14 protein-coding genes are annotated in these 20,447 nt (G+C 66.9%); 6 read left to right on the forward strand and 8 right to left on the reverse strand.

Translation table 11 applies throughout. From position 1 onward, the window contains the following. Nucleotides 1-5: 5 nt before the first annotated feature. Complete coding sequence (locus tag LCM32_RS03465; protein WP_224819651.1) at nt 6-2,093, reverse strand: TonB-dependent siderophore receptor; 2,088 nt, start codon at nt 2,091-2,093, stop codon at nt 6-8. Between the two features lie 80 nt (nt 2,094-2,173). Then, on the reverse strand, nt 2,174-3,256 hold the full coding sequence (locus LCM32_RS03470) for a siderophore-interacting protein (protein WP_224819652.1): 1,083 nt from the start codon (nt 3,254-3,256) through the stop codon (nt 2,174-2,176). Between the two features lie 393 nt (nt 3,257-3,649). Here LCM32_RS03470 and cysG point away from each other — a divergent pair, with 393 nt between their 5' ends. From cysG to LCM32_RS03495, 5 genes are all read left to right on the forward strand, one after another. Next, nucleotides 3,650-5,035, forward strand: a complete 1,386-nt coding sequence (gene cysG / locus LCM32_RS03475) for a siroheme synthase CysG (protein ID WP_224819653.1) — start codon at nt 3,650-3,652, stop codon at nt 5,033-5,035. 368 nt (nt 5,036-5,403) lie between these two features. Continuing rightward, complete coding sequence (locus LCM32_RS03480; RefSeq protein WP_222492485.1) at nt 5,404-5,904, forward strand: YbjN domain-containing protein; 501 nt, start codon at nt 5,404-5,406, stop codon at nt 5,902-5,904. Nucleotides 5,905-5,991: 87 nt separating this feature from the next. Further along, nucleotides 5,992-6,807 carry a pyrroline-5-carboxylate reductase gene (gene proC, locus LCM32_RS03485; RefSeq protein WP_224819654.1) on the forward strand — a complete coding sequence of 272 codons (816 nt, stop codon included), beginning with the start codon at nt 5,992-5,994 and terminating at the stop codon, nt 6,805-6,807. Beyond that, entirely contained in the window at nt 6,800-7,138 is a 339-nt protein-coding gene (locus LCM32_RS03490; RefSeq protein ID WP_224819655.1) for a tRNA-binding protein, read from the forward strand. The genes proC and LCM32_RS03490 overlap by 8 nt, the downstream gene beginning before the upstream one ends. After that, entirely contained in the window at nt 7,135-8,091 is a 957-nt protein-coding gene (locus tag LCM32_RS03495; RefSeq protein WP_224819656.1) for a 2-hydroxyacid dehydrogenase, read from the forward strand. The genes LCM32_RS03490 and LCM32_RS03495 overlap by 4 nt, the downstream gene beginning before the upstream one ends. Before the next feature lie 202 nt (nt 8,092-8,293). On the opposite strand, the gene LCM32_RS03500 is transcribed toward LCM32_RS03495, so the two are convergent. The 3 genes from LCM32_RS03500 to trpS form a co-directional block, all read right to left on the reverse strand. After that, a complete protein-coding gene (locus tag LCM32_RS03500) occupies nt 8,294-8,884 on the reverse strand; it encodes a thymidine kinase (RefSeq protein ID WP_224819657.1) in 591 nt (196 codons plus the stop codon). A gap of 276 nt (nt 8,885-9,160) precedes the next feature. Next, nucleotides 9,161-12,430, reverse strand: a complete 3,270-nt coding sequence (gene carB / locus LCM32_RS03505) for a carbamoyl-phosphate synthase large subunit (RefSeq protein WP_224819658.1) — start codon at nt 12,428-12,430, stop codon at nt 9,161-9,163. Between the two features lie 132 nt (nt 12,431-12,562). Next, on the reverse strand, nt 12,563-13,588 hold the full coding sequence (gene trpS, locus LCM32_RS03510; protein ID WP_224819659.1) for a tryptophan--tRNA ligase: 1,026 nt from the start codon (nt 13,586-13,588) through the stop codon (nt 12,563-12,565). Nucleotides 13,589-13,699: 111 nt separating this feature from the next. On the opposite strand from trpS, the gene LCM32_RS03515 reads away from it, so the two are divergent. Further along, a complete protein-coding gene (locus LCM32_RS03515; RefSeq protein ID WP_224819660.1) occupies nt 13,700-14,386 on the forward strand; it encodes a rhomboid family intramembrane serine protease in 687 nt (228 codons plus the stop codon). A 25-nt stretch (nt 14,387-14,411) separates the two neighbouring features. On the opposite strand, the gene LCM32_RS03520 is transcribed toward LCM32_RS03515, so the two are convergent. From LCM32_RS03520 to LCM32_RS03530, 3 genes are all read right to left on the reverse strand, one after another. After that, nucleotides 14,412-16,058: a phospholipase D family protein gene (locus tag LCM32_RS03520; protein WP_224819661.1), complete on the reverse strand. Its 1,647-nt coding sequence runs from the start codon at nt 16,056-16,058 to the stop codon at nt 14,412-14,414. A gap of 74 nt (nt 16,059-16,132) precedes the next feature. Beyond that, entirely contained in the window at nt 16,133-17,671 is a 1,539-nt protein-coding gene (gene murJ / locus LCM32_RS03525; protein WP_224819662.1) for a murein biosynthesis integral membrane protein MurJ, read from the reverse strand. Further along, entirely contained in the window at nt 17,668-20,430 is a 2,763-nt protein-coding gene (locus LCM32_RS03530) for a [protein-PII] uridylyltransferase (RefSeq protein WP_224819663.1), read from the reverse strand. The genes murJ and LCM32_RS03530 overlap by 4 nt, the downstream gene beginning before the upstream one ends. Between the last annotated feature and the right edge of the window lie 17 nt (nt 20,431-20,447).

Raw genomic sequence — 20,447 nt, forward strand, 5'->3', positions numbered from 1 at the left:
GAGCGTCAGAACTTCGTCGTCAGAGTCAGGGCGGCGGTCCGGCCTTCGCCGATGTAGCAGGCGCCCGAGCCGCAGGAGTTGACGTAGTATTCATCGGTCAGGTTACGCACCGTGAAGGCCGCATCGAACCGCTCTGTCTGGTAGCCGATCATGGCATCGTAGAGCGTGTAGGACGGGGTCTTCTGCGCGTCCGCGCCATCCCAGGCCGCGCCGACGTAGCGCACGCCTGCGCCGAAGCGCCAGCCGGGCAGGGCCTCGGGCGTGTAGTTCACCCAGAGCGAGCCGAACTTCTCGGGCACGGTGGCGATCCGGTAGCCATCCGCATTCTCGGTATCGAGCCAGGAGAAGCCGAAATCGACCGAGACCTCGCCGAAGTCATGCTTGGCCCCCAGTTCGAGGCCCTTCACGTTCGCCTCGCCGATCTGCTTCTGGAAGGTCGGGTTCTCCGGGTCGGTGATGGCAAGGTTCGACTTCGTCAGGTCGAAGGCCGCGACGGTGAAGATCGAGCGGGTGCCGGGCATCTGGTACTTCACGCCCACTTCCCACTGACGGCCCTCGGTCGGCTCGAAGGGATTGCCCTCCGCGTCCGATCCGGTGACCTCCTGGGTGAAGCTCTCGGCATAGGAGAGGTAGGGGCTTAGGCCGTTCGGGGCTTCGTAGAGGATGGCGAAGCTCTTGGACCAGGCGTCGTCCTCGGCATTCACGGTGCTGTCGGTGAAGGTGCCCGCGGTCTCGCCGGTTTCGATGTGGCTCCAGCGCAGGCCGAGGTCGAGGTGTAGCCGCTCGCCGAAGGTGGCGCGGTTGGTGGCATAGACGCCGTATTCCTCCAGCGTGGAGGCCGGATAATCCGTCAGCTCGATGTCGGGATAGCCCGCGTAGACCGGGTTATACGGGTCAATCGGCGCGATCTGTTCGCCATAGCCATAGTCGCTGTCATAGAGGCCGCGGGTATAGGAAGCGCCCAGCAGGGTCTTCATCCGTACGCCGTTCAGCGCCCATTCGCCTTTCAGGTTCACGTCCGCGACGGTGTCTTCCAGCGTGTTATGCGCGGAATAGAAGCTGCGGTTGATCGTGCCATCCGCGTTGTAGCGGTAGTTGCCGAAGTTGTCGTAGGCCCACCAGGCGTGGTTGTAATCCGACTCCGACTCGTGGTGGCGCAGGCGCGCGTCCAGCGTCCAGCCGTTCTCGAAATCATGTTCGACCATGGCGGTGATCGAGGTCTGCTCGGTGTTCAGCTTGTCGAAGCCCGGCTCGCCCACGAAGAGGCTGTCGGGAAGACGCCCGCCGTAGGGCGAGTCGTAGAGTGTGCCCCAGGCCGAGGCGAACTGGATCAGCGGCTGGGTCTCGGTCTTCTGGTAGTTGAAGAGCAGCTTGACCGTCGTCCGGTCCGTCGCGCGCCACGCGATGGAGGGGGCGAAGGCGAGGCTGTTGTCCTGCGTGTGATCGACCTGCGTGTCGCTGTCGCGCCAGAGCCCGACGACCCGGTAGGAGAGCCGCCCGTCCGAGAGCGTGTCGGAGAAGTCGACGCCGATCTGCTTGCGGTTATGGGAGCCGTACTGGAGCTGCACGATATTGTCCGAAGGCGCGCCCGCGATCTTCGACGTCGTGTCCACCACGCCGCCGACCGATCCATTGCCATAGAGCGCCGAGGCCGGGCCCTTCAGCGCCGCGACGCTGTCGAGCAGGAAGGTCTCGGGCTTGGTGTCGTTGTAATAGCCGAACCGCGATTGCAGCCCGTCGTGGTAGGTCGAGGGGGCGAAGCCCCGGATGTTCGACCAGTCGGAGCGGTTGTCGAGGCCCCATTGGCCCGCCACCACGCCCGGCGCATATTGCAGCGCCTGTTCGACGCTGGTCGCGCCGCGTTCGGTGATCTGCTCCTGCGTGATCACCGAGACCGACCGCGGCGTTGCCATGATCGTCTCGCCGGTCTTGGTCACCCCGGCGGTGTCCTGCGGAATGGAGGGTCCGAAGAAACCTTCGCCTGCCGTGTCCCCCGACTCGACGGTGATGGTTTCAAGATTGATGGTCTCCTGCGCGGCAACGGCCTGCGCAGTGACCAGGAACGACAAAAGCGTCGCCTGTCCCAGCTTCACTGTGGTTCTCCCCTGAGAGTGTCTTACCTGGCGGGAAAGCTGGGTGGTACAGGGGGCGGTAGATTAACTGACTTTAATAGTCAAGTATCCGCGGGGCTGCGGGTCCAGTAGCCTGCGATATAGTGTTGCGCGCGCGGCACGGCCCAGTCGGTGCGCACCAGTTTGCGCAGGCGTTGGGCATCCGACATCTCTCCGGCGAACCAGATGTGGGTACCGGGGCCGCGCGCTGCAGCGGCCTCCTCCAGCGCGGCGGCGGCGCGTTCGCCCCGGCTGCGCAGCAGCAGCGTGAACCGGTCGATGTGGCGCGCGGGCAGGCTATCCGCCGCGTCGGGGTCCGCCAGTTCCAACAGGATCAGGGGCGCATCGCCATAGGCGGCCGCGTCGAGGCTGCGCACCATGGCGGGCAGGGCGGTTTCATCCCCGGCCATGATCAGATCCGCCGTGGGGGCCAGCCAGCCGCCGCCGGGGCCGGTCAGGCCGATGGTCCGGCGATCCTCGGTGCCCGCCACCAGCCCCTCGGCCCAGTGACAGGTCGGGCCGTTGCCGTGGGTGTAGACATCGAACTCCAGCCAGCCCGCCTCGGTATCGAGCGCGATGATCGTATAGGCGGGGGTATGGAGCCGGTCCGCGCCCTCGGGCCAGACGGTGCGGGCATCAGCGCCCACCACGGGCCAGACGGGCACGCGGCCGGGGCCGGGCAGGCAGAGCCGGAAGTGCAGCCCGGTCTCCGCCAGCGGCGCCAGCCCGGTGCCCGTGAGGCGAATGCGGATGTAGTCGCGCGACACGCGGCGGGCCTCCGCCACCTCCAGCAGGTGGAAGTTGCGCGGGTGCACGCCCACGGCCCGCGTCGCGTCGTCGGACCAGCTGAGGTCCTTGATCGGCAGATCCCCGGCGTGGTGCTGAAGGAAGTGCAGGACCATGTCGCGCATCACCTGCAACATGCCCTCGTCCGCGGCGTTCAGATGCAGGTCCAGCCTTGTGTCCCCGCCCTGCGCCGCCATCCGGCCATAGCCGGTGTCGCAGTCGAGGGCCTGCGCATCGCCTGACATCTGCAGGCCATGCTCTTCGCCCGCGTGGCGCAGCGCGGCCAGCAGCGCGCGCCCGTCCGTCGTGCGACAGGAGGCGCTGAGAGCAAAGGAAGACTGGGGCGACTGCGCGTTCATGGCCGGGTCCTTTCGGAGGCAAAGAGCAAACGGGGGAGGCGCCCCCATGCGCGCTTGCCTGATCGGGACCGGGCTGGCTGAGGCCCTCCTACAATTTCCGACTGATTTGGTCAATCATTGCGCCGCGCCAGAGGCGGACCGCTGCCAAGAGCCTCTCTGCCCGCCTTCGGGCCGGGTGGTTGCTGAAAAACCATGCATCCATGACGCATCTATCGGCTTCGGCCACCGTTGAGGGTCAATTCCCTTGCGCGACTCGCCTCATTGGGGGCAGATGGACCCAGCGGCAACGGCGCCGCCGATTTCCCTACATGACGGGACCTATGAGCAAAGCTGCTCGATCCTCCGCTTCTCGCGGTGATCGGCGGCTTTTTGGCATTTGAACGGTGGTGCGATATGAAAAACTTTCCGATGTTCCTGCGGATGAACGGCCGGCGCGTGGTGATCTGCGGCGGGACCGAAGAGGCGGCGCGCAAGGCCCGCCTGATGCTCAAGACCGAGGCCGAACTGGTCATCGTGGCCGCCGCGCCCGAGCCGGAACTGGCCGCGCTGATCGGCAATGGCCGTGCCACCGGTGTGGCCTCTGCCACGCCTGAGACCTTCGAGAACTGCGCCCTCGTCTTCATCGCCACCGGCGACGAAGATGAAGACCTGCGCCTGCGCGCCATGGCGCGGGCCGCAGGCGCCGTGGTCAACGTGGTTGACCGGCCCGAGTATTGTGACGCCTTCACCCCCTCCATCGTGGACCGCGACCCGGTCGTCGTCGCCATCGGGACCGAGGGCGCGGCCCCGGTGCTGGGCCGGTCGATCAAGACGCAGGTGGAGGTGATGCTCTCGCCCCGTCTCGGCGGCTTCGTGGCGCTGGCCGGCCGCCTGCGCGATGCAGTGGCCGAGGCGATCCCGCAGGCCCGCCGCCGTGCCTTCTGGGAAGCGGCCTTCACTGGCGCGGCCTTCCGCGCCCATCTCGCGGGCCGCGAGCGGGAGGCCGCCGCGCTGCTGAAAGAGGCCATCGCCACCGGCGAGGCCCCCGAACCCGCGGGCCACATCGCCCTCGTCGGCGCGGGCCCCGGTGCGCGCGACCTGTTGACGCTGCGCGCGGTTGAACGTCTGCAACAGGCCGATGTCATCTTCTACGACCGCCTCGTGGACCCGGAGGTGCTGGAACTGGCGCGCCGCGATGCGGACCGGGTCTTTGTCGGAAAGGAAGTAGGCGCCTGCGCCTGGCCGCAGGACAAGATCGACCGTCTGATCGTCGCCGAGGCCAGCAAGGGCCGCCGCGTGGTGCGGCTGAAATCCGGCGATCCGTCGATCTTTGGCCGGGCCACCGAAGAGATCGAGGCCGCCCGCGCCGCAGGGATCGAGATCGAGATCGTGCCCGGCATCACCGCCGCCTCTGCTGCCGCCGCCTCGCTGCTGCGGCCCCTGACCGAGCGGGGCGAGACCGATACCTTCGCCGTCTCCACCGGCACCTGCCGTCCCGGCGATGCCAACCCGGATCGTGCGCGGCTGGCCCATCCCGGCACCTCGATGGCCTTCTACATGGCGGTCGAGAAGGCGGGGCAGGTGCAGGGCGACCTGCTGGCCGGGGGCGCGCCCGCGGCCTGCCCGGTGGATATCGTCGCCTCCGCCTCTACGGTGAACGAGCGCCACGCCAGCACCACGCTGGGCGACCTCGCCGCCTGCATCGAACGCGAAGGCCTGAAGAGCCCGGCGATCCTCTTCGTGCGCTATCCCAAGTCGCTGGCAGCGCAGATCGAGGCCGCAGGCCGCAGCGCCGCATAACAACATCTAGAGGCAGAGGGTCCGCAGAGGCCCGGGTGGAAACCGTCGAGGGGGCCGCGTACCGAAAGGGCGCGGCCCTTTTGCCGTGAAATGCGCTTGAAACGCGGGATTTTCGAGGGGAAGCGCACGGGCAGGCGCTAAAGCGTCCCGGCGACAAACGGCTGCCCGAAGTCGCGTCTATTCATGTGCCTGCAAAGATATCTTTCCACAACTTATTGAGTTTGTCCCCAACAAATTGCTTTACAGGCCCTGTCATCGCCAGCACCATATTTGGTAAGGGAGCGGGGAAATCGCCCTGTCCCTAGAGCAGGCACCTAGCGCTTGGGGCGCTACCCGTCCCGGCGCTACAACAGAAATGAGGTGGCGCCATGGCTATGGCTGAAACGTTCCAGACGGAAGAAGTTCATCCGATCGACATCGTCGAGACTCTGGCCGAATTCAACGAATGGGAATTCGACCGGATCGCCGATGATCAGATCGCCATGGCGGTCGAAGGCCAATGGCGCACCTATTCCGTGACCCTCGCCTGGTCCCCCTACGACGAGACCCTGCGCCTTGTCTGCACCTTCGAGATGGAACCGCCCGAGGATAAGGAAGCGGGCCTCTACGAACTGCTGAACAAGGTGAACGACCAGTGCTGGGCCGGGTCCTTCACCTACTGGACCGAGCAGAAGATGATGGTCTTCCGCTACGGCCTGCTGCTGACCGGCGGCCAGATGGCCTCGCCGGAACAGATCGACATGCTGATCCGCGCCTCCGTCGGCTCGGCCGAGCGCTACTACCCCGCGTTCCAGCTTCAGGTCTGGGGCAACCGCACCGCCGAGGAAGCGCTGCAGGTCGCCATTGCAGAGGCCTACGGCCACGCGTAAACATTTTCCCCGTACCCGTCGCCCCGGCCCGCGCATCCGCGCCCGCCGGGGGGGCGCGACCTGAAACGGCGAGCGACCGGGGGAAATATGACACTAGAAATCGTTGCTGAACGCGGCCTTGTGCTTCTGGGCTGCGGCAAGATGGGCAGCGCCATGCTGGCCGGATGGCTCGAGGGCGGGCTGCCTGCCACCTCCGTTTGGGTGATCGACCCGAACCCCTCCGACTGGCTGAAATCCACCGGCGTCCACATCAACACCGAGGTGCCTGCCGCGCCTGCCGTCGTGCTTGTGGCGGTGAAACCGCAGATGATGGGCGCGGCCCTGCCGACGCTGGCGGCCATGGGCGATGGCGACACGCTGGTGATCTCCGTCGCCGCCGGGACGCCGATTTCCAAGTTTGCCGAGGTTTTCGGCGCGCAGACGCCGATCGTCCGCGCCATGCCGAACACGCCCGCCGCCGTGGGCCGGGGCATCACGGCGATCATCGGCAACGCCAACGTCAGTGAGGCGGGGCTTGATCTGACCGAGGCGCTGCTCTCTGCCGTGGGGCAGGTGGTGCGGCTGGAGGAGGAAAGCCAGATGGATGCCGTCACCGGCGTCTCCGGCTCCGGCCCGGCCTATGTCTTCCACCTGATCGAAACGCTGGCCGCCGCGGGCGAGGCACAGGGGCTTTCGCCCGAACTGGCACTGCAACTGGCGCGCGCCACGGTGGCCGGGGCCGGGGCACTGGCCGAAGGCGTGGACGAGACGCCCGCGCAGCTCCGCATCAACGTCACCAGCCCCAACGGCACCACGCAGGCCGCGCTGGAGGTGCTGATGGACGAGACCGACGGCTTCCCCGCGCTGCTGAAGCGCGCGGTGAAGGCGGCGACGGAGCGATCGCGGGAACTGGCGAATGGCTGACATCTCCTTCGACGACTTTCTCAAGGTCGATATCCGCGCGGGCCGCGTGCTGCGCGCGGAGCCCTTCCCCGAGGCGCGCAAGCCCGCCATCAAGATGTGGATCGACTTCGGCCCCGAGATCGGCGAGCGCAAGACCTCGGCGCAGGTGACGAAACACTACACGCCCGAGAGCCTGACCGGCCGCATGGTGATGGGCGTCGTGAACTTCCCGCCGCGCCAGATCGGGCCCTTCATGTCCGAGGTGCTGGTGCTGGGCGTCGCGGACGCCGAGGGGGGCATCGTGCTGCTGGCCCCCGATCAAGAGGTTGCCCCCGGGGAGCGGATGCATTGAAACGGATCCTGATCACGCGTCCCCTGCCGGCCGCTGTCCTCGCCCGTGCCGAGGCCACCTATGACGTGGAACTGCGCGAGAAGAACGAGCCCATGAAACGGGCCGAAATGCGGGCCTCGCTGGCGCTCTACGACGGGGTTCTGATGACCCTTGGCGACAATTACGGCACCGAAGTTCTTGCAGATTCCGAACATCATCGCTGCAAGATCCTGTCGAATTTCGGCGTAGGCTTTAACCATATCGACATTTCGGCCGCCGCCGCCTCGGGCATCACCGTGACCAACACGCCGGGCGCCGTGACCGATGCCACCGCCGATATCGCGATGACGCTGATCCTCATGTCCTGCCGCCGCGCGGGCGAGGGCGAGCGTCTGCTGCGTGCCGGGCACTGGCAGGGCTGGTATCCGACCGAACTGCTGGGGCTGCATGTCACGGGCCGCACCGTCGGCATCGTGGGGATGGGCAACATCGGGCAGGCCATCGCGCGGCGCTGCCACCACGGCTTCGGCATGACGGTGAAGTACTTCAACCGTTCCCCGAAAGACGTTGGTTTCCCGGCAGAAAAGGTCGAGAGCCTGACGGATCTGGCGGGATCGGTCGATATCCTCGTCGTGGCCGTGCCGGGCGGGGCGGACACGCGCCACCTGATCAATGGGCAGGTGCTGGCCGCGATGCAGTCCCATGCGCATCTGGTCAACATTGCCCGGGGCGAGATCGTCGAGGAGGCTGCGCTGATCGCGGCGTTGGAGGCCGGGCAGATCGCCGGCGCCGGGCTCGACGTCTACGAGTTCGAACCGGAGGTGCCCCTGGCCCTGCGGAGCCGCGAGAACGTCACGCTGCTGCCCCACCTGGGGACCGCCAGCGAGGAGGTCCGCACGGACATGGGGATGATGGCGCTCGACAACCTCGACGCCTTCTTTGCGGGCGAGACGCCTCCCAACGCGGTGAGCTGAGCGCGGGTCACCGGAAAATGCACATTTTCCGGGCCGTTTTCTTCGAAGAAAACGGTTTGGCTTGAGGGCGGGGCGCCTGTGAAAGGCGCCTTGCCCGCCGGTGAGACCGGGGGCGCCCCGCTGTGAGCGGGGACTGCCACCGCAGCCGGGCAGGAAGATTTTTCGAAAAATCTTCCCAAAATTCTTCGAAGAATTTTGGGCGTTACGCCTCGGCGGTATCGCCCATCTCTTCACGCCAGTGGCGGCGGCAGAGGGAGACATAGGTCTCGTTCCCACCGATCTGCACCTGTGCCCCTTCCCGCAGGGCCTTGCCGCTGCCGTCCCGGCGCACGACCATCGTCGCCTTGCGCCCGCAGTGGCAGATCGTGCGCACCTCGCGCATCTCGTCGGCCAGTGCCAGCAGCGCGGCGGAGCCCTCGAAGAGTTCGCCCAGGAAATCGACCCGCAGCCCGTAGCACATCACCGGCACGCGCAGGTCGTCCACGGCGCGGGCCAGCTGCCAGACTTGATCGCGCTCGAGGAACTGGGCCTCGTCCACGAAGACGCAGGCGCAGGGGCCCGTGGCCAGCCGGTCGCGGATGCGGGCAAAGAGGTCCTCGCCGGGGCCGAAGGTCTCGGCCTCGGCGCCGATGCCGATACGCGAGCCGATCCGCCCCGCGCCCGCGCGATTGTCGAGCCGTGCGGTCAGCAGGAAGGTCTGCATCCCCCGTTCGCGGTAGTTGTGCGACGCCTGCAGCAGGATCGTCGATTTGCCCGCGTTCATGGTTGAATAGTGGAAGTAGAGCTTGGCCATGGGCAGGGCATAGCCCCAGAGCCGCAGGGCTGTCCAGATCGCTTGAGGCCTCCGATCCGCAGCTGTGGCGCCGCGGCGGGGGCAGGCGCGGACCCGGCGACCGGACCGCGCCCGCGCGGCCTCAGATCAGCGGCACGAGCGGCACGTCGCAGCCCGCCAGGGCCATCAGTCCGAGGAGCAGGCCAAGGCGCGTGAGAAGGGACATGAGAGAACTCCGAATGCAGAAGGGGCGCCCCGAAGGACGCCCCTGAAGTCTGTGCGATCTTCCGACCGGGGTCAAATCGACTGCAGGCTTTCCACTTCGATCTCGCCCTCGATCCGCGACTGCATCGCCTGAACGGCGGCTTTCGCGCCAGCCGCGGTGGTGAAGTAGGGGATCTTGTCGTAGAGCGCCACGGAGCGGATCTCGCGGCTGTCGGAGACCGACTGCGCGCCTTCGGTTGTGTTCAGCACGAGGGCGATCTGGCCGTCCTTCAGCTGATCCACGATGTTCGGGCGGCCTTCGTAGACCTTGTTCACCGTTTCGCAGGCCACGCTGGCCTCTTTCAGCCAGGCAGCGGTGCCGCGGGTGGCGACGATGGTGAAGCCCATGCCGTCGAGGCCCTGCGCCGCTTCCAGCATCGCGGGGGTCTTGTCTTCGTCCCGGATCGACAGGAAGACGCGGCCTTCGGTCGGCAGGTCGGTGCCGGCGCCCAGCTGGGCCTTGAGGAAGGCGCGGGCGAAGGTGCGGTCATAGCCCATGACTTCGCCGGTGGAGCGCATTTCCGGCCCGAGGATCGTGTCGACGCCCGGGAAGCGGGCGAAGGGCAGCACAGCCTCTTTCACCGCGAAGCCGTCGATCTGGGGATCGATCAGGTCGAAGTTGCCCAGCTTCTCGCCGGCCATGACGCGGGCCGCGATCGAGGCGATGGGCGAGTTCACGGCCTTGGCCACGAAGGGCACGGTCCGCGAGGCGCGCGGGTTGACCTCGATCAGGTAGATCTCGCCGTCCTTGACCGCGAACTGCACGTTCATCAGGCCGACGACGCCCAGTTCCAGCGCAAGCGCGGTGGACTGGCGCTTCAGTTCGGCGATGATCTCGGGGGCGAGCGAGTAGGGGGGCAGCGAGCAGGCGCTGTCGCCCGAGTGCACGCCAGCCTCTTCGATGTGCTGCATCAGGCCCGCCACATGCACGTTCTCACCGTCGCAGAGCGCGTCCACGTCCAGTTCCGTCGCATTGGCGAGGTAGCTGTCGAGCAGCACGGGGCTGTCGCCCGAGACGACCACGGCGTCGCGGATGTAGCGCTTGAGGCCTTCCATGTCGCGGACGATCTCCATCGCGCGGCCACCGAGGACGTAGGAGGGGCGGATCACCAGCGGGAAGCCGATGTCGCCCGCGATCTCCAGCGCCTCTGCGTCGGAATGCGCGATGCCGTTCTTGGGCTGCTTCAGGCCCAGACGGTTCACGAGGTCCTGGAACCGCTCGCGGTCCTCGGCCAGGTCGATGGCGTCGGGCGTGGTGCCGAGGATCGGGATCCCGGCCTCTTCCAGTTGGTTCGCCAGTTTCAGGGGCGTCTGGCCGCCGAACTGGACGATGACGCCGTGCAGCGTGCCCTTGGACTGTTCGACGCGGAGGATTTCCATCACGTGTTCGAAGGTCAGCGGCTCGAAGTAGAGCCGGTCCGAGGTGTCGTAGTCGGTCGAGACGGTTTCGGGGTTACAGTTGACCATGATGGTCTCGTACCCGGCATCCGTCAGCGCGAAGCAGGCGTGGCAGCAGCAGTAGTCGAACTCGATCCCCTGACCGATCCGGTTCGGACCGCCGCCGAGGATGACGACCTTCTTGCGCTCGGAGGGGCGCGCCTCGCATTCCACCTCGCCCATGACGGGCTCTTCGTAGGTGGAGTACATGTAGGGCGTCTGGGCCTCGAACTCGGCCGCGCAGGTGTCGATCCGCTTGAAGACGGCGGTGACGCCGAGGTTGTGGCGCGCACGGCGCACGTTGTCTTCCTCGCGGCCGGCCAGCTTGGCGAGGCGGGCGTCGGAGAAGCCCATCATCTTGAGCTTGCGCAGGCCTTCCTCGGTCACGGGCAGCCCGTTGACGGCCACTTCGGCCTCGGCGCGCATGATTTCGCGAATGCGGTCGAGGAACCACGGGTCATAGGAGGTGGCGGCGGCGATCTCGTCGTTGCTCAACCCGTGGCGCATCGCCTGCGCGATGACACGGATACGGTCCGGGGTCTGGGCCGAGAGCGCCTTTACCACGGCGGCCTTGTCGGGCGCGCCGGCGATCTCGATCTCGTCGAAGCCGGTCAGGCCGGTTTCCATCGAGGTGAGGGCCTTCTGCATCGACTCGTGGAAGGTCCGGCCGATGGCCATCGCCTCCCCCACAGACTTCATCGCGGTGGTGAGATGCGGCTCGGAGCCGGGGAACTTCTCGAAGGCGAAGCGCGGGATCTTGGTGACGACATAGTCGATGGTCGGCTCGAACGATGCCGGCGTGACCTTGGTGATGTCGTTGTCCAGCTCGTCCAGCGTGTAGCCCACGGCCAGCTTGGCCGCGATCTTGGCGATCGGGAAGCCGGTGGCCTTGGAGGCAAGCGCCGAGGAGCGCGACACGCGCGGGTTCATCTCGATCACGACCATGCGGCCGTCTTCGGGGTTGATCGCCCACTGCACGTTCGACCCGCCGGTTTCCACGCCAATCTCGCGCAGCACGGCGATCGAGCCGTTGCGCATGGCCTGGTATTCCTTGTCGGTCAGCGTCAGCGCGGGGGCCACGGTGATCGAGTCACCGGTGTGCACGCCCATCGGATCGACGTTCTCGATCGAGCAGACGATGATCGCGTTGTCCGCCTTGTCGCGGACGACCTCCATCTCGAATTCCTTCCAGCCGAGGAGGGATTCGTCGACGAGGATCTGCCCCACGGGCGAGGCTTCCATGCCCGAGCGGCAGAAGTGTTCGTAATCGTCGCGGTTGTAGGCCACGCCACCGCCGGTGCCCCCGAGGGTGAAGGCGGGGCGAATGATCGCGGGCAGGCCGATGTGGTCCAGCGCGTCGATGGCATCTTTCAGGCCCGAGGCGATGTCATGCTTGCCGTTGGCCATCTTGGGTGCGGTGACGATGGTCGCCTTGGGGTTTTCCAGCCCGATGCGGTCCATGGCTTCGCGGAAGAGCTTGCGGTCTTCGGCCATCTCGATGGCGTCGCGGTTCGCGCCGATCAGTTCGACGTTGAACTTCTCCAGCACGCCCATGTCGGCCAGTGCCAGCGAGGTGTTGAGGCCCGTCTGGCCGCCCATGGTGGGCAGCAGCGCGTCGGGGCGCTCTTTCTCGATGATCTTGGCGACCACTTCAGGGGTGATCGGTTCGATGTAGGTCGCATCGGCAAGGCCCGGATCGGTCATGATCGTGGCCGGGTTCGAGTTCACGAGGATGACGCGATAGCCTTCTTCGCGCAGGGCCTTGCAGGCCTGTGCCCCCGAGTAGTCGAATTCGCAGGCCTGCCCGATGATGATGGGACCTGCACCGATGATCATGATCGATTTGATGTCTGTTCTCTTCGGCATGTCCTGTACCCCGGCGGCAAATTGATGCGGGTTATAGTCAAAGCCCCCCCGGGCGCAAGGGGCCGCGGGCAGGGTCGGGGGCCTCGTTGTGCCCCCTGTGATTTATTCTGTCCCCCGAGGGGGATGCAGGCCTTATCCGTGGACCATGCCCACGATCTCCAGCGTGCGTTTGAGCACGGGCTGGGCGATTTCGCGGGCGCGGTCGGCGCCACGGGTCAGAATCGAGTCGATTTCCTCGGGCGCTTCCATCAGCCGCGCCATCTCGGTCGAGATCGGCGAGAGCTTGGCCACGGCGAGGTCGGCGAGCATCGGCTTGAACTCCGAGAACTGCTTGCCGCCCACATCCGCCAGCACCTGCTCGACCGTCTGGTCGTTCAGCGCGGCGTAGATGTTGACGAGGTTGCGGGCCTCGGCGCGTTCCTTCAGGCCCTCGGTCTCGGAGGGCAGGGCCTCCGGGTCGGTACGGGCCTTGCGGATCTTGTTGGCGATTGCATCGGCGTCATCGGTCAGGTTGATCCGGCTCATGTCGGAGGGATCGGATTTCGACATCTTCTTGGTGCCGTCGCGCAGCGACATGACGCGGGTGGCCGCGCCTTCGATCACCGGCTCGGGCAGAGGGAAGAACTCGGTCCCGTAGTCGTGGTTGAACTTGATCGCGATGTCGCGGGTCAGTTCCACGTGCTGTTTCTGGTCCTCGCCCACGGGGACGTGGGTGGCGTGGTAGAGCAGGATGTCCGCCGCCATCAGCGCCGGATAGGCAAAGAGGCCGAGCGAGGCGTTCTGGCTGTTCTTGCCCGCCTTGTCCTTCCACTGGGTCATGCGCTGCATCCAGCCCATGCGGGCGACGCAGTTGAAAATCCACCCCAGCTGGGCGTGTTCACCCACCTGGCTCTGGTTGTAGAGGATCGATTTTTCCGGATCGACGCCCGAGGCGATGAAGCCGGCGGCCAGTTCGCGGGTCTGGCGGCGCAGGGCGTCGGGGTCCTGCCAGACGGTGATCGCGTGCATGTCGACCATGCAATAGATCGTTTCCATCCCCTGATCCTGCGCATCGGCAAAGCGTTTCAGCGCACCGAGGTAGTTGCCAAGGGTCAGCCCGCCCGAGGGCTGGATGCCCGAAAAGACGCGCGGGGTGAACTGGGGGGCGGCCTCGGTCATGCTTTGGTCCTGTCTGGTGTCACGGGCTGGTCTGGATTTTCTGCCGCACCTCGCTTACCCATGCCCCCAATTATCGTCAAGGCGCACAGCGCCCTTGCAGAGGAAGAGCCCATGTATCAGTCCGGCCAAGAGAGCCCGATCAACCCGCTGCCGACTGTCGTGCTGCTGCTCTTCGCAGGCATCATGGCGATGGAGGTCGTGCTCAGCCTCGGAAGCTGGGGCGTGGTGGGCGGACCGCAGGCGATCGGCTGGCGCCTGACGGCGATCCAGCGCTTTGCCTTCTCGGGCGAGATCTTCGACTGGATGGTGGAAAACCGGCGCTTCCCGGCGGAACACCTGCTGCGCTTCGTGACCTATCCCTTCGTCCATCCCGCCTTCACCTCCGCGCTCTTCTCGGGCGTCATGCTGCTGGCGCTTGGCAAATGGGTGGGCGAGGTGATCCACGGGCTGGCCCTGATCGTGGTCTTCTTTGCCTCGGCCATCGTGGGGGCCGTGGCCTACGGGTTCTTCACCGAGGACCCGATGCCGCTGATGGGGGCCTTCCCGCCGGTCTACGGGCTGATCGGGGTCTTTACCCACCTGATGTGGATCCGTCTGGGCCAGATCGGCCAGAAGCAGGCCCGCGCCTTCACCCTGATCGGGATGCTGATGGCGCTGCAACTGCTCTTCGGCCTTATGTTCGGCGCGCATTCCGACTGGGTCGCGGATCTCGCGGGCTTCGTCACCGGCTTCGTGCTGACGCCGCTGCTGGTGCCCGGTGGCTTTGCCGCGCTGCTGGCCCGCCTGCGGCGCGAGTGATCCGCGCCGCACGGTCCCGCGACCGTCAGAACATCGCCGCCGGCACGATCGGCACGTAGCGGGCGAAATGGCGGTTGCGCGTTTCCGGGAAGGGCATGGCGAACCCGTCCCGGTCGTCGGGCTGACGGGCTGCATTGGCCAGCGCCGCCTCGCGCCATGTGGTGACCCGGTCCACCGGCTTGCCCTCGCCATGGGCGCCCAGCCAGTTGCTCGCCAGCCGCTCGCGCAGGGTGCGGATCGCCTCTGCATCGTGGAACATGACCGAGGCCTCGCTGTCCCAGAGCATCGACCGTCCGTTCAGGTTGGCAGAGCCCACGATCCCGGTGTGATCATCCACCAGCGTCACCTTGGAATGAACGTAGACGATGCCCGCGCCCTCCACCGGCAAATGCTCGCCCTCGGGCGCCCTGCGCGGCTGCACCGGCGAGACCACCGTCATGCGGCGCCCGAAGGCCTTGCGCAGGATGCGCAGGCAGCGCAGTTGAAGCGCCTGCCCGTGGCGGGCATCGACACTGTAGTGGCCTTCGAAGATCACCCGCTCCGGCTCCGTCGGCAGGACGAGGACCAGCTCCAGCTCCGGTGACCGGGCGGCGGCCCCGGCGAGGGCGCGGGCCAGGGGCTCGTGGCGGAAGAACTGGGTCTCGACGTAGATGTACCGCTCGGCCCGCTCGAAGGCGGCCAGATGCGCAGTCACATGTTCCGACACCGCCGTTTCGGGCGAGAAGCGGAACGGACCGGGGCAGCCGACGGAGAGGGTGCGCAGCAGGCTGGGGGCATGGGGCTTGCCCGCCGCGGCCTCGTCGATCCGGCGTTCGATCCAGGGATCGGGGATGATGTCGAGGGCGTCTTCCTCCATGGAGCCCGCCTCGGCCGAGAAGACGGTGCCGCCGTTGTGGCGCGCGCGTTCCCAGCAGGTCGCGAAGTGGCTGCGAATCTGCGGCACGATCTCGCCCGTCACCTGCATCGAGACGTCATGCCATGTGTCGCGCGGGCGCTGGTCGTGGTCCGGCCCGTCCCAGCGGCGTTCGTCCACGTCGATGCCACCGATGATCGCGCGGGCGCCATCGGCCACCGCGAACTTCTGGTGCAGGGTCACGGGCGCGATGAACCAGTCGCCGCCAAGGGCGCGGTGCTGCAGCGGCGTCAGCGCATGGCCGGGCGCGCGTTTCAGACTGCGAAGATTGGATTTCACCTTGGGCAGGAAAATCCATTCATAGAGCGGCGCGGGGCGGCATTCGTGGATCGCGGCGATGATCTCGGCCTCGGGCGGCAGGCGGGCGGCAAAGATGCGCGCGCTGGCCCATGTGCCGCGGTGCAGGTCGGCGGTGAAGACCGGATCGAAATCCGCCAGCAGCAGGCGGATCTTCACGCCCTTGCGGGCCACATGATCCAGCAGGTCGGCCCATGTCACGAGGTCCAGCGCAAGCGCCTCGGCGCTGCGCAGGGCGGTGCGGGCATCGAAGATGCGGAACGACAGCAGCAGTTCACGCTCCGCCGAGAGGGCGAGGCGCTCCAGCTCCGGGAACATCTCGGAGGCGGTGATCAGAGGCGCGAGCAGCGGCACCTCGGGCGCGGGCACGGCGGTGGCCGTGGCGCTTTCCGTTTCCTGCCGAAACACGCGGGCCAGCCGGTGGGCAAGGGAGGAGGGGAGGGGCAGTTGTCTGCGGGTCATGCGGGGCTTTGGCCTCTGCTGTCTGGGTCGACCAGACAACGCCCCAGCCCCGCATTTGTTTCCCGCGAAGTGACTCAGCGCCGCACGGCGGCGCGGAAGTCCTTGAGACGGAAGGCGCCTATCAGCTGGCCCGCAGCGAAATAGACCACCGATCCCCAGAGGATCAGCAGCAGAACGCCGAGGTAGCGCAGGCCGGGGGTGTTCAGCCAGCCATGCAGCACCATGTAGCCCGGCCAGAGCGCGGCGCCCATGATCAGCGCGGCCGCGGTGATCCGCCAGATGCGGCGGCGGAACTGCGCGTCGAAGCGGGCGACCTCGCCCATGCCGCGGCTGCCGATGACCAGCAGGCCCACCATGGCCCAACCGGCCGCCGTGGTGGCAAGCGCGGTGGCCAGCCAGCCCAGAACCGGGGCAAGGCCCACGGCGATTAGGGCGTTCACCCCCATCGCCGCAAGGGCATAGTGGAACGGGCGCCGGGTGTCCTCGCGCGCGAAGAAGAGCGGTTGCAGGATCTTCTGGAGCACGAAGGCCGGCAGGCCAAGGCCATAGATCGCCACGGCCATGGCAATCGCCTCGCTGTCGGTGCGCGTTGTTGCGCCGCGCTCGAAGAGGACGGCGACGAGGGGCAGGGGGATCACCACCAGCGCCACGGCGCAGGGGATGGTGAGGGCGAGGCTGATCTCACCCGCCCGCGACAGCGCATGGCGCGCGCCGGTGTCGTCCTTCGCCTTCAGGCGGCGCGAGAGGTCGGGCAGCAGCACGACGCCCACGGCGATCCCCACCACGCCGAGGGGCAGCTGGTAGAGACGGTCAGCGGCATAGAGCCAGCCCACCGCGCGGTCGAAGTAGGAAGCAACCTGCTGGCCCACCAACAGGTTGATCTGCACCACGCCCCCGGCAAGGGCGGCGGGAATGGCGATCCGCACGAGGCGCTTCATCTCGGGCGTCAGGCGCGGGCGGCGGGGCCGGATGCGCAGGCCCGCGCGGCCCACGGCAGTCCAGACCAGCGCCATCTGCGCGACGCCTGCCACCGGGATCGCCCAGATCAGCCATTGCGCCACGTCCCCGCCCACGAGGATGCCGATGCCCATGGAGGCGACGAGCAGCACGTTCAGCAGCACGGGCGCGGCGGCGGCGGCGGCAAAGCGGCCGGAAGCGTTCAGCACCCCCGACAGCAGCGCCGCGATGGAGATGAAGAGGATGTAGGGGAAGGCGATGCGCCCGAAGTCCACCGCCAGAGGGAACTGCGCCTGCCCGGCAAAGCCGGAGGCGAGGGCAAGGATCAGCCACGGCATGGCCAGCTGCGCCACCAGCGTCAGCAGGATCAGCACCATGGCCAGCCCCGAGAGCGCCTGCGAGGCAAAGCCCTCGGCGTCCTCCTCGCCTTCGAGCTTCTTCGAGAACATCGGCACGAAAGCCATGTTGAAGGCGCCCTCGGCAAAGAAGCGGCGGAACATGTTGGGCAGCCGGAAGGCCACCACATAGGCCTCGTAGGCCGGGCCCGTGCCCAGCCATGCGAGGATCATCGCGTCCCGGACAAAGCCCAGCACCCGGCTGAGCATGGTCCACATCCCGACGGTGAAGAGGCCCGAGGCCAGCCGGATCGGCTTCAAGACCGGGCCCTTTCCTGACCATCCTGGATGGCCTGTTGCAGGGCTTTCTCAAGCGCGCGGCGCTTGCTCTCGGAGTGGAGTTTCAATCCGAACACGTCCTTGACGTAGAAGGTATCCACCACCTGTTCACCGAAGGTGGCACAGACGGTCTGGAAGATCTGGATATGCGAGGCGGCCAGCGTCCGGGACAGATCGTAGAGCAGGCCGGGCCGGTCGCGGGTGTCCACCTCGATGATCGTGTAGATCTCGGAACCCTCGTTGTCGAAGGCGATGGAGGTGTTCACCCGGAAGGCGCGTTCGCGCTTCTTGATCTTGTCGCGGTCCTTGATCGCCTCGCGGGCCACCACTTCGCCCTTGAGGGTCTTGTGGATCATCTGGGTCAGGCGTTTCAGGCGGCTGGCCTCGTAGGGGTGTCCGTCCTGATCCTGTATCCAGAAGGCCGCCGTGGCATAGCCGTCCTTGGAGGTGTAGGAGCGCGCGTCCACCACGTTGGCCCCCACGAGGGCGAGCGCCCCGGAGAGGCGCGCGAAGATGCCCGGGTGGTCCGCCATGGCAAAGAGCGCCCGGGTCGCGTCGCGGTCCTCGTCCGGGTGCAGGTCGATGGCGATCTCGTCGGGGCCGAGGTCACGCAGCATCCGGGCGAATTCCACATGCGCGGTGACATGCAGGCCCTGCCAGTAGGGCGGGTAGTGCCGCTTGACCTCGACGGCGAGGTCCTCCTTGGGCCAGTCCTTCAGCGCATCGCGCAGCGAGGCCACGGCCTCTTCGCCGCGCCGGGTGCGGTTCAGCTCTTCCAGCCCGGTTTCCATGGCCCGCTTGGTCTGGCGGTAGAGCGAGCGCAGCAGCGCCGCCTTCCAGTTGTTCCACGTCGTCGGGCTAACGCCGCGGATGTCGCAGACCGTCAGCACCGTCAGCAGGTCCAGCCGCTTGACCGTCTGCACCGCCTTGGCGAAGTCGCGCACGGTGCGGGGGTCCGCGATGTCGCGTTTCTGCGCCATGTCGGACATCAGCAGGTGATAGCGCACAAGCCATTCCACGGTGGCGGATTCCTCGGGCGTGAGGCCGAGGCGCGGGGCCACCTTGCGGGCGATCTTGGCGCCGAGGACAGCGTGATCCTCGTCCCGGCCCTTGCCGATGTCATGCAGCATCAGCGCGACGTAGAGCACCTTGCGGTTCACCCCGTCGGCGAGGATCGTCGAGGCGACGGGCAGTTCCTCGCGCAGCTCGCCATGTTCGATCTGGGCCAGCGTGCGGATGCACTGGATGGTGTGCTCGTCCACCGTGTAGGCGTGATACATGTTGAACTGCATCATCGCCACGATGGGCTCGAACTCGGGGATGAAGGCGGCCAGCACGCCGAGCTCGTTCATCCGCCGCAGCGAGCGTTCCGGGTTGCCGTGCTTGAGCAGGAGGTTCAGGAAAATCTCCTGCGCCTCTGGATCGTTGCGCATGTCCTCGTCGATCAGCTTCAGGTTCGCCGAGACAAGGCGCATCGCATCCGGATGGATCAGCAGCCCGGTGCGCAGCCCCTCGTCGAAGAGCCGCAGCAGGTTCAGCTTGTCCGCGAGGAAGGCCTCCTCGTCGCCGATCGCCAGCCGGTTGTGGACCGTGGCATAGGGCGGCTTGACCTTGGGCGCCCGCCGGAACAGCCGCTGCAGTAGGGGCTCGGTCTTGACGTGGGTGGCTTCCAGCTTGGTCAGGAAGATGCGGGTCAGGTCGCCCACCTGCGTGGCATGGCGGAAGTAGGCCTGCATGAAATGCTCGACCGCGCGGCGCCCGCCCTTGTCGACATAGCCCATGCGTTCGGCCACCTGCACCTGCATGTCGAAGGTGAGCTGGTCCATGGGCCGTTCGGCGATCAGATGAAGGTGGCAGCGCACTGCCCAGAGGAAATCCTCGGCGGCGCGGAAGGTGCGGTATTCCTCGTCCGTGAAGACGCCAAGCCGCACGAGATCCTGCACCGATTGCACCCCGTGGACATACTTGGCGATCCAGTAGAGCGACTGCAGGTCGCGTAGGCCGCCCTTGCCCTCCTTCACGTTGGGTTCCACCACGTAGCGCTGGCCGCCCTGTTTGCGGTGACGCGCGGCGCGTTCTTCCAGCTTGGCCTCGATGAAATCGCTTTCCGTGCCGCTGAAGAGCTCGGTCCAGAGCCGGCTTTCCAGCTCCAGCCCCAGCTTGCCGTCGCCGGCCAGCAGGCGGGATTCCATCAGCGCGGTGCGGATCGTGTAATCCTCCGCGCCCATCTTCAGGCAGTCCTTGATGGTGCGCGAGGAGTGGCCGACCTTCAGGTGCAGGTCCCAGAAGATGTAGAGCAGGGTCTCGATCAGGCTCTCGAGCCAGGGCGTGATCTTGTTGTGGGCGAGGAACAGCAGGTCCACGTCGGACTGCGGTGCCATCTCGCCCCGGCCATAGCCGCCCACGGCGCAGACCGCGAAGACGGTGGGCTTGCCCTTCTCCTGCGGGGTGATGTGGTGGACCGTCGCGCTCAACGCGGTGCGGATCACGCAGTCCATCAGCCAGGAATAGGCCGCCGTGGTGGCGCGGCTGTCGAAGGGATGGGCGGCGAAGGCCTCGGCGATGGTGGCGCGGCCCGTGGTCAGGGCCTCCTGCAGCATCGGGACGAGCGCGTCGCGGAAGGGCTTGCCGCCGCCGGTCTCCTCAAGGGCCTTCGCGATACGGGCGTCCATTGCGCCCTGATCGAAAATCGTTTCGGCCGGACAAATCAGATCGTCCGGCCGTGCCATGGTGAGTGTCATCTAGGTGGTCGTCTCCG

The organism is Pseudooceanicola nanhaiensis (genome assembly GCF_020171315.1).
GTDB classification, from domain to species: Bacteria; Pseudomonadota; Alphaproteobacteria; order Rhodobacterales; family Rhodobacteraceae; genus Pseudooceanicola; species Pseudooceanicola nanhaiensis_A.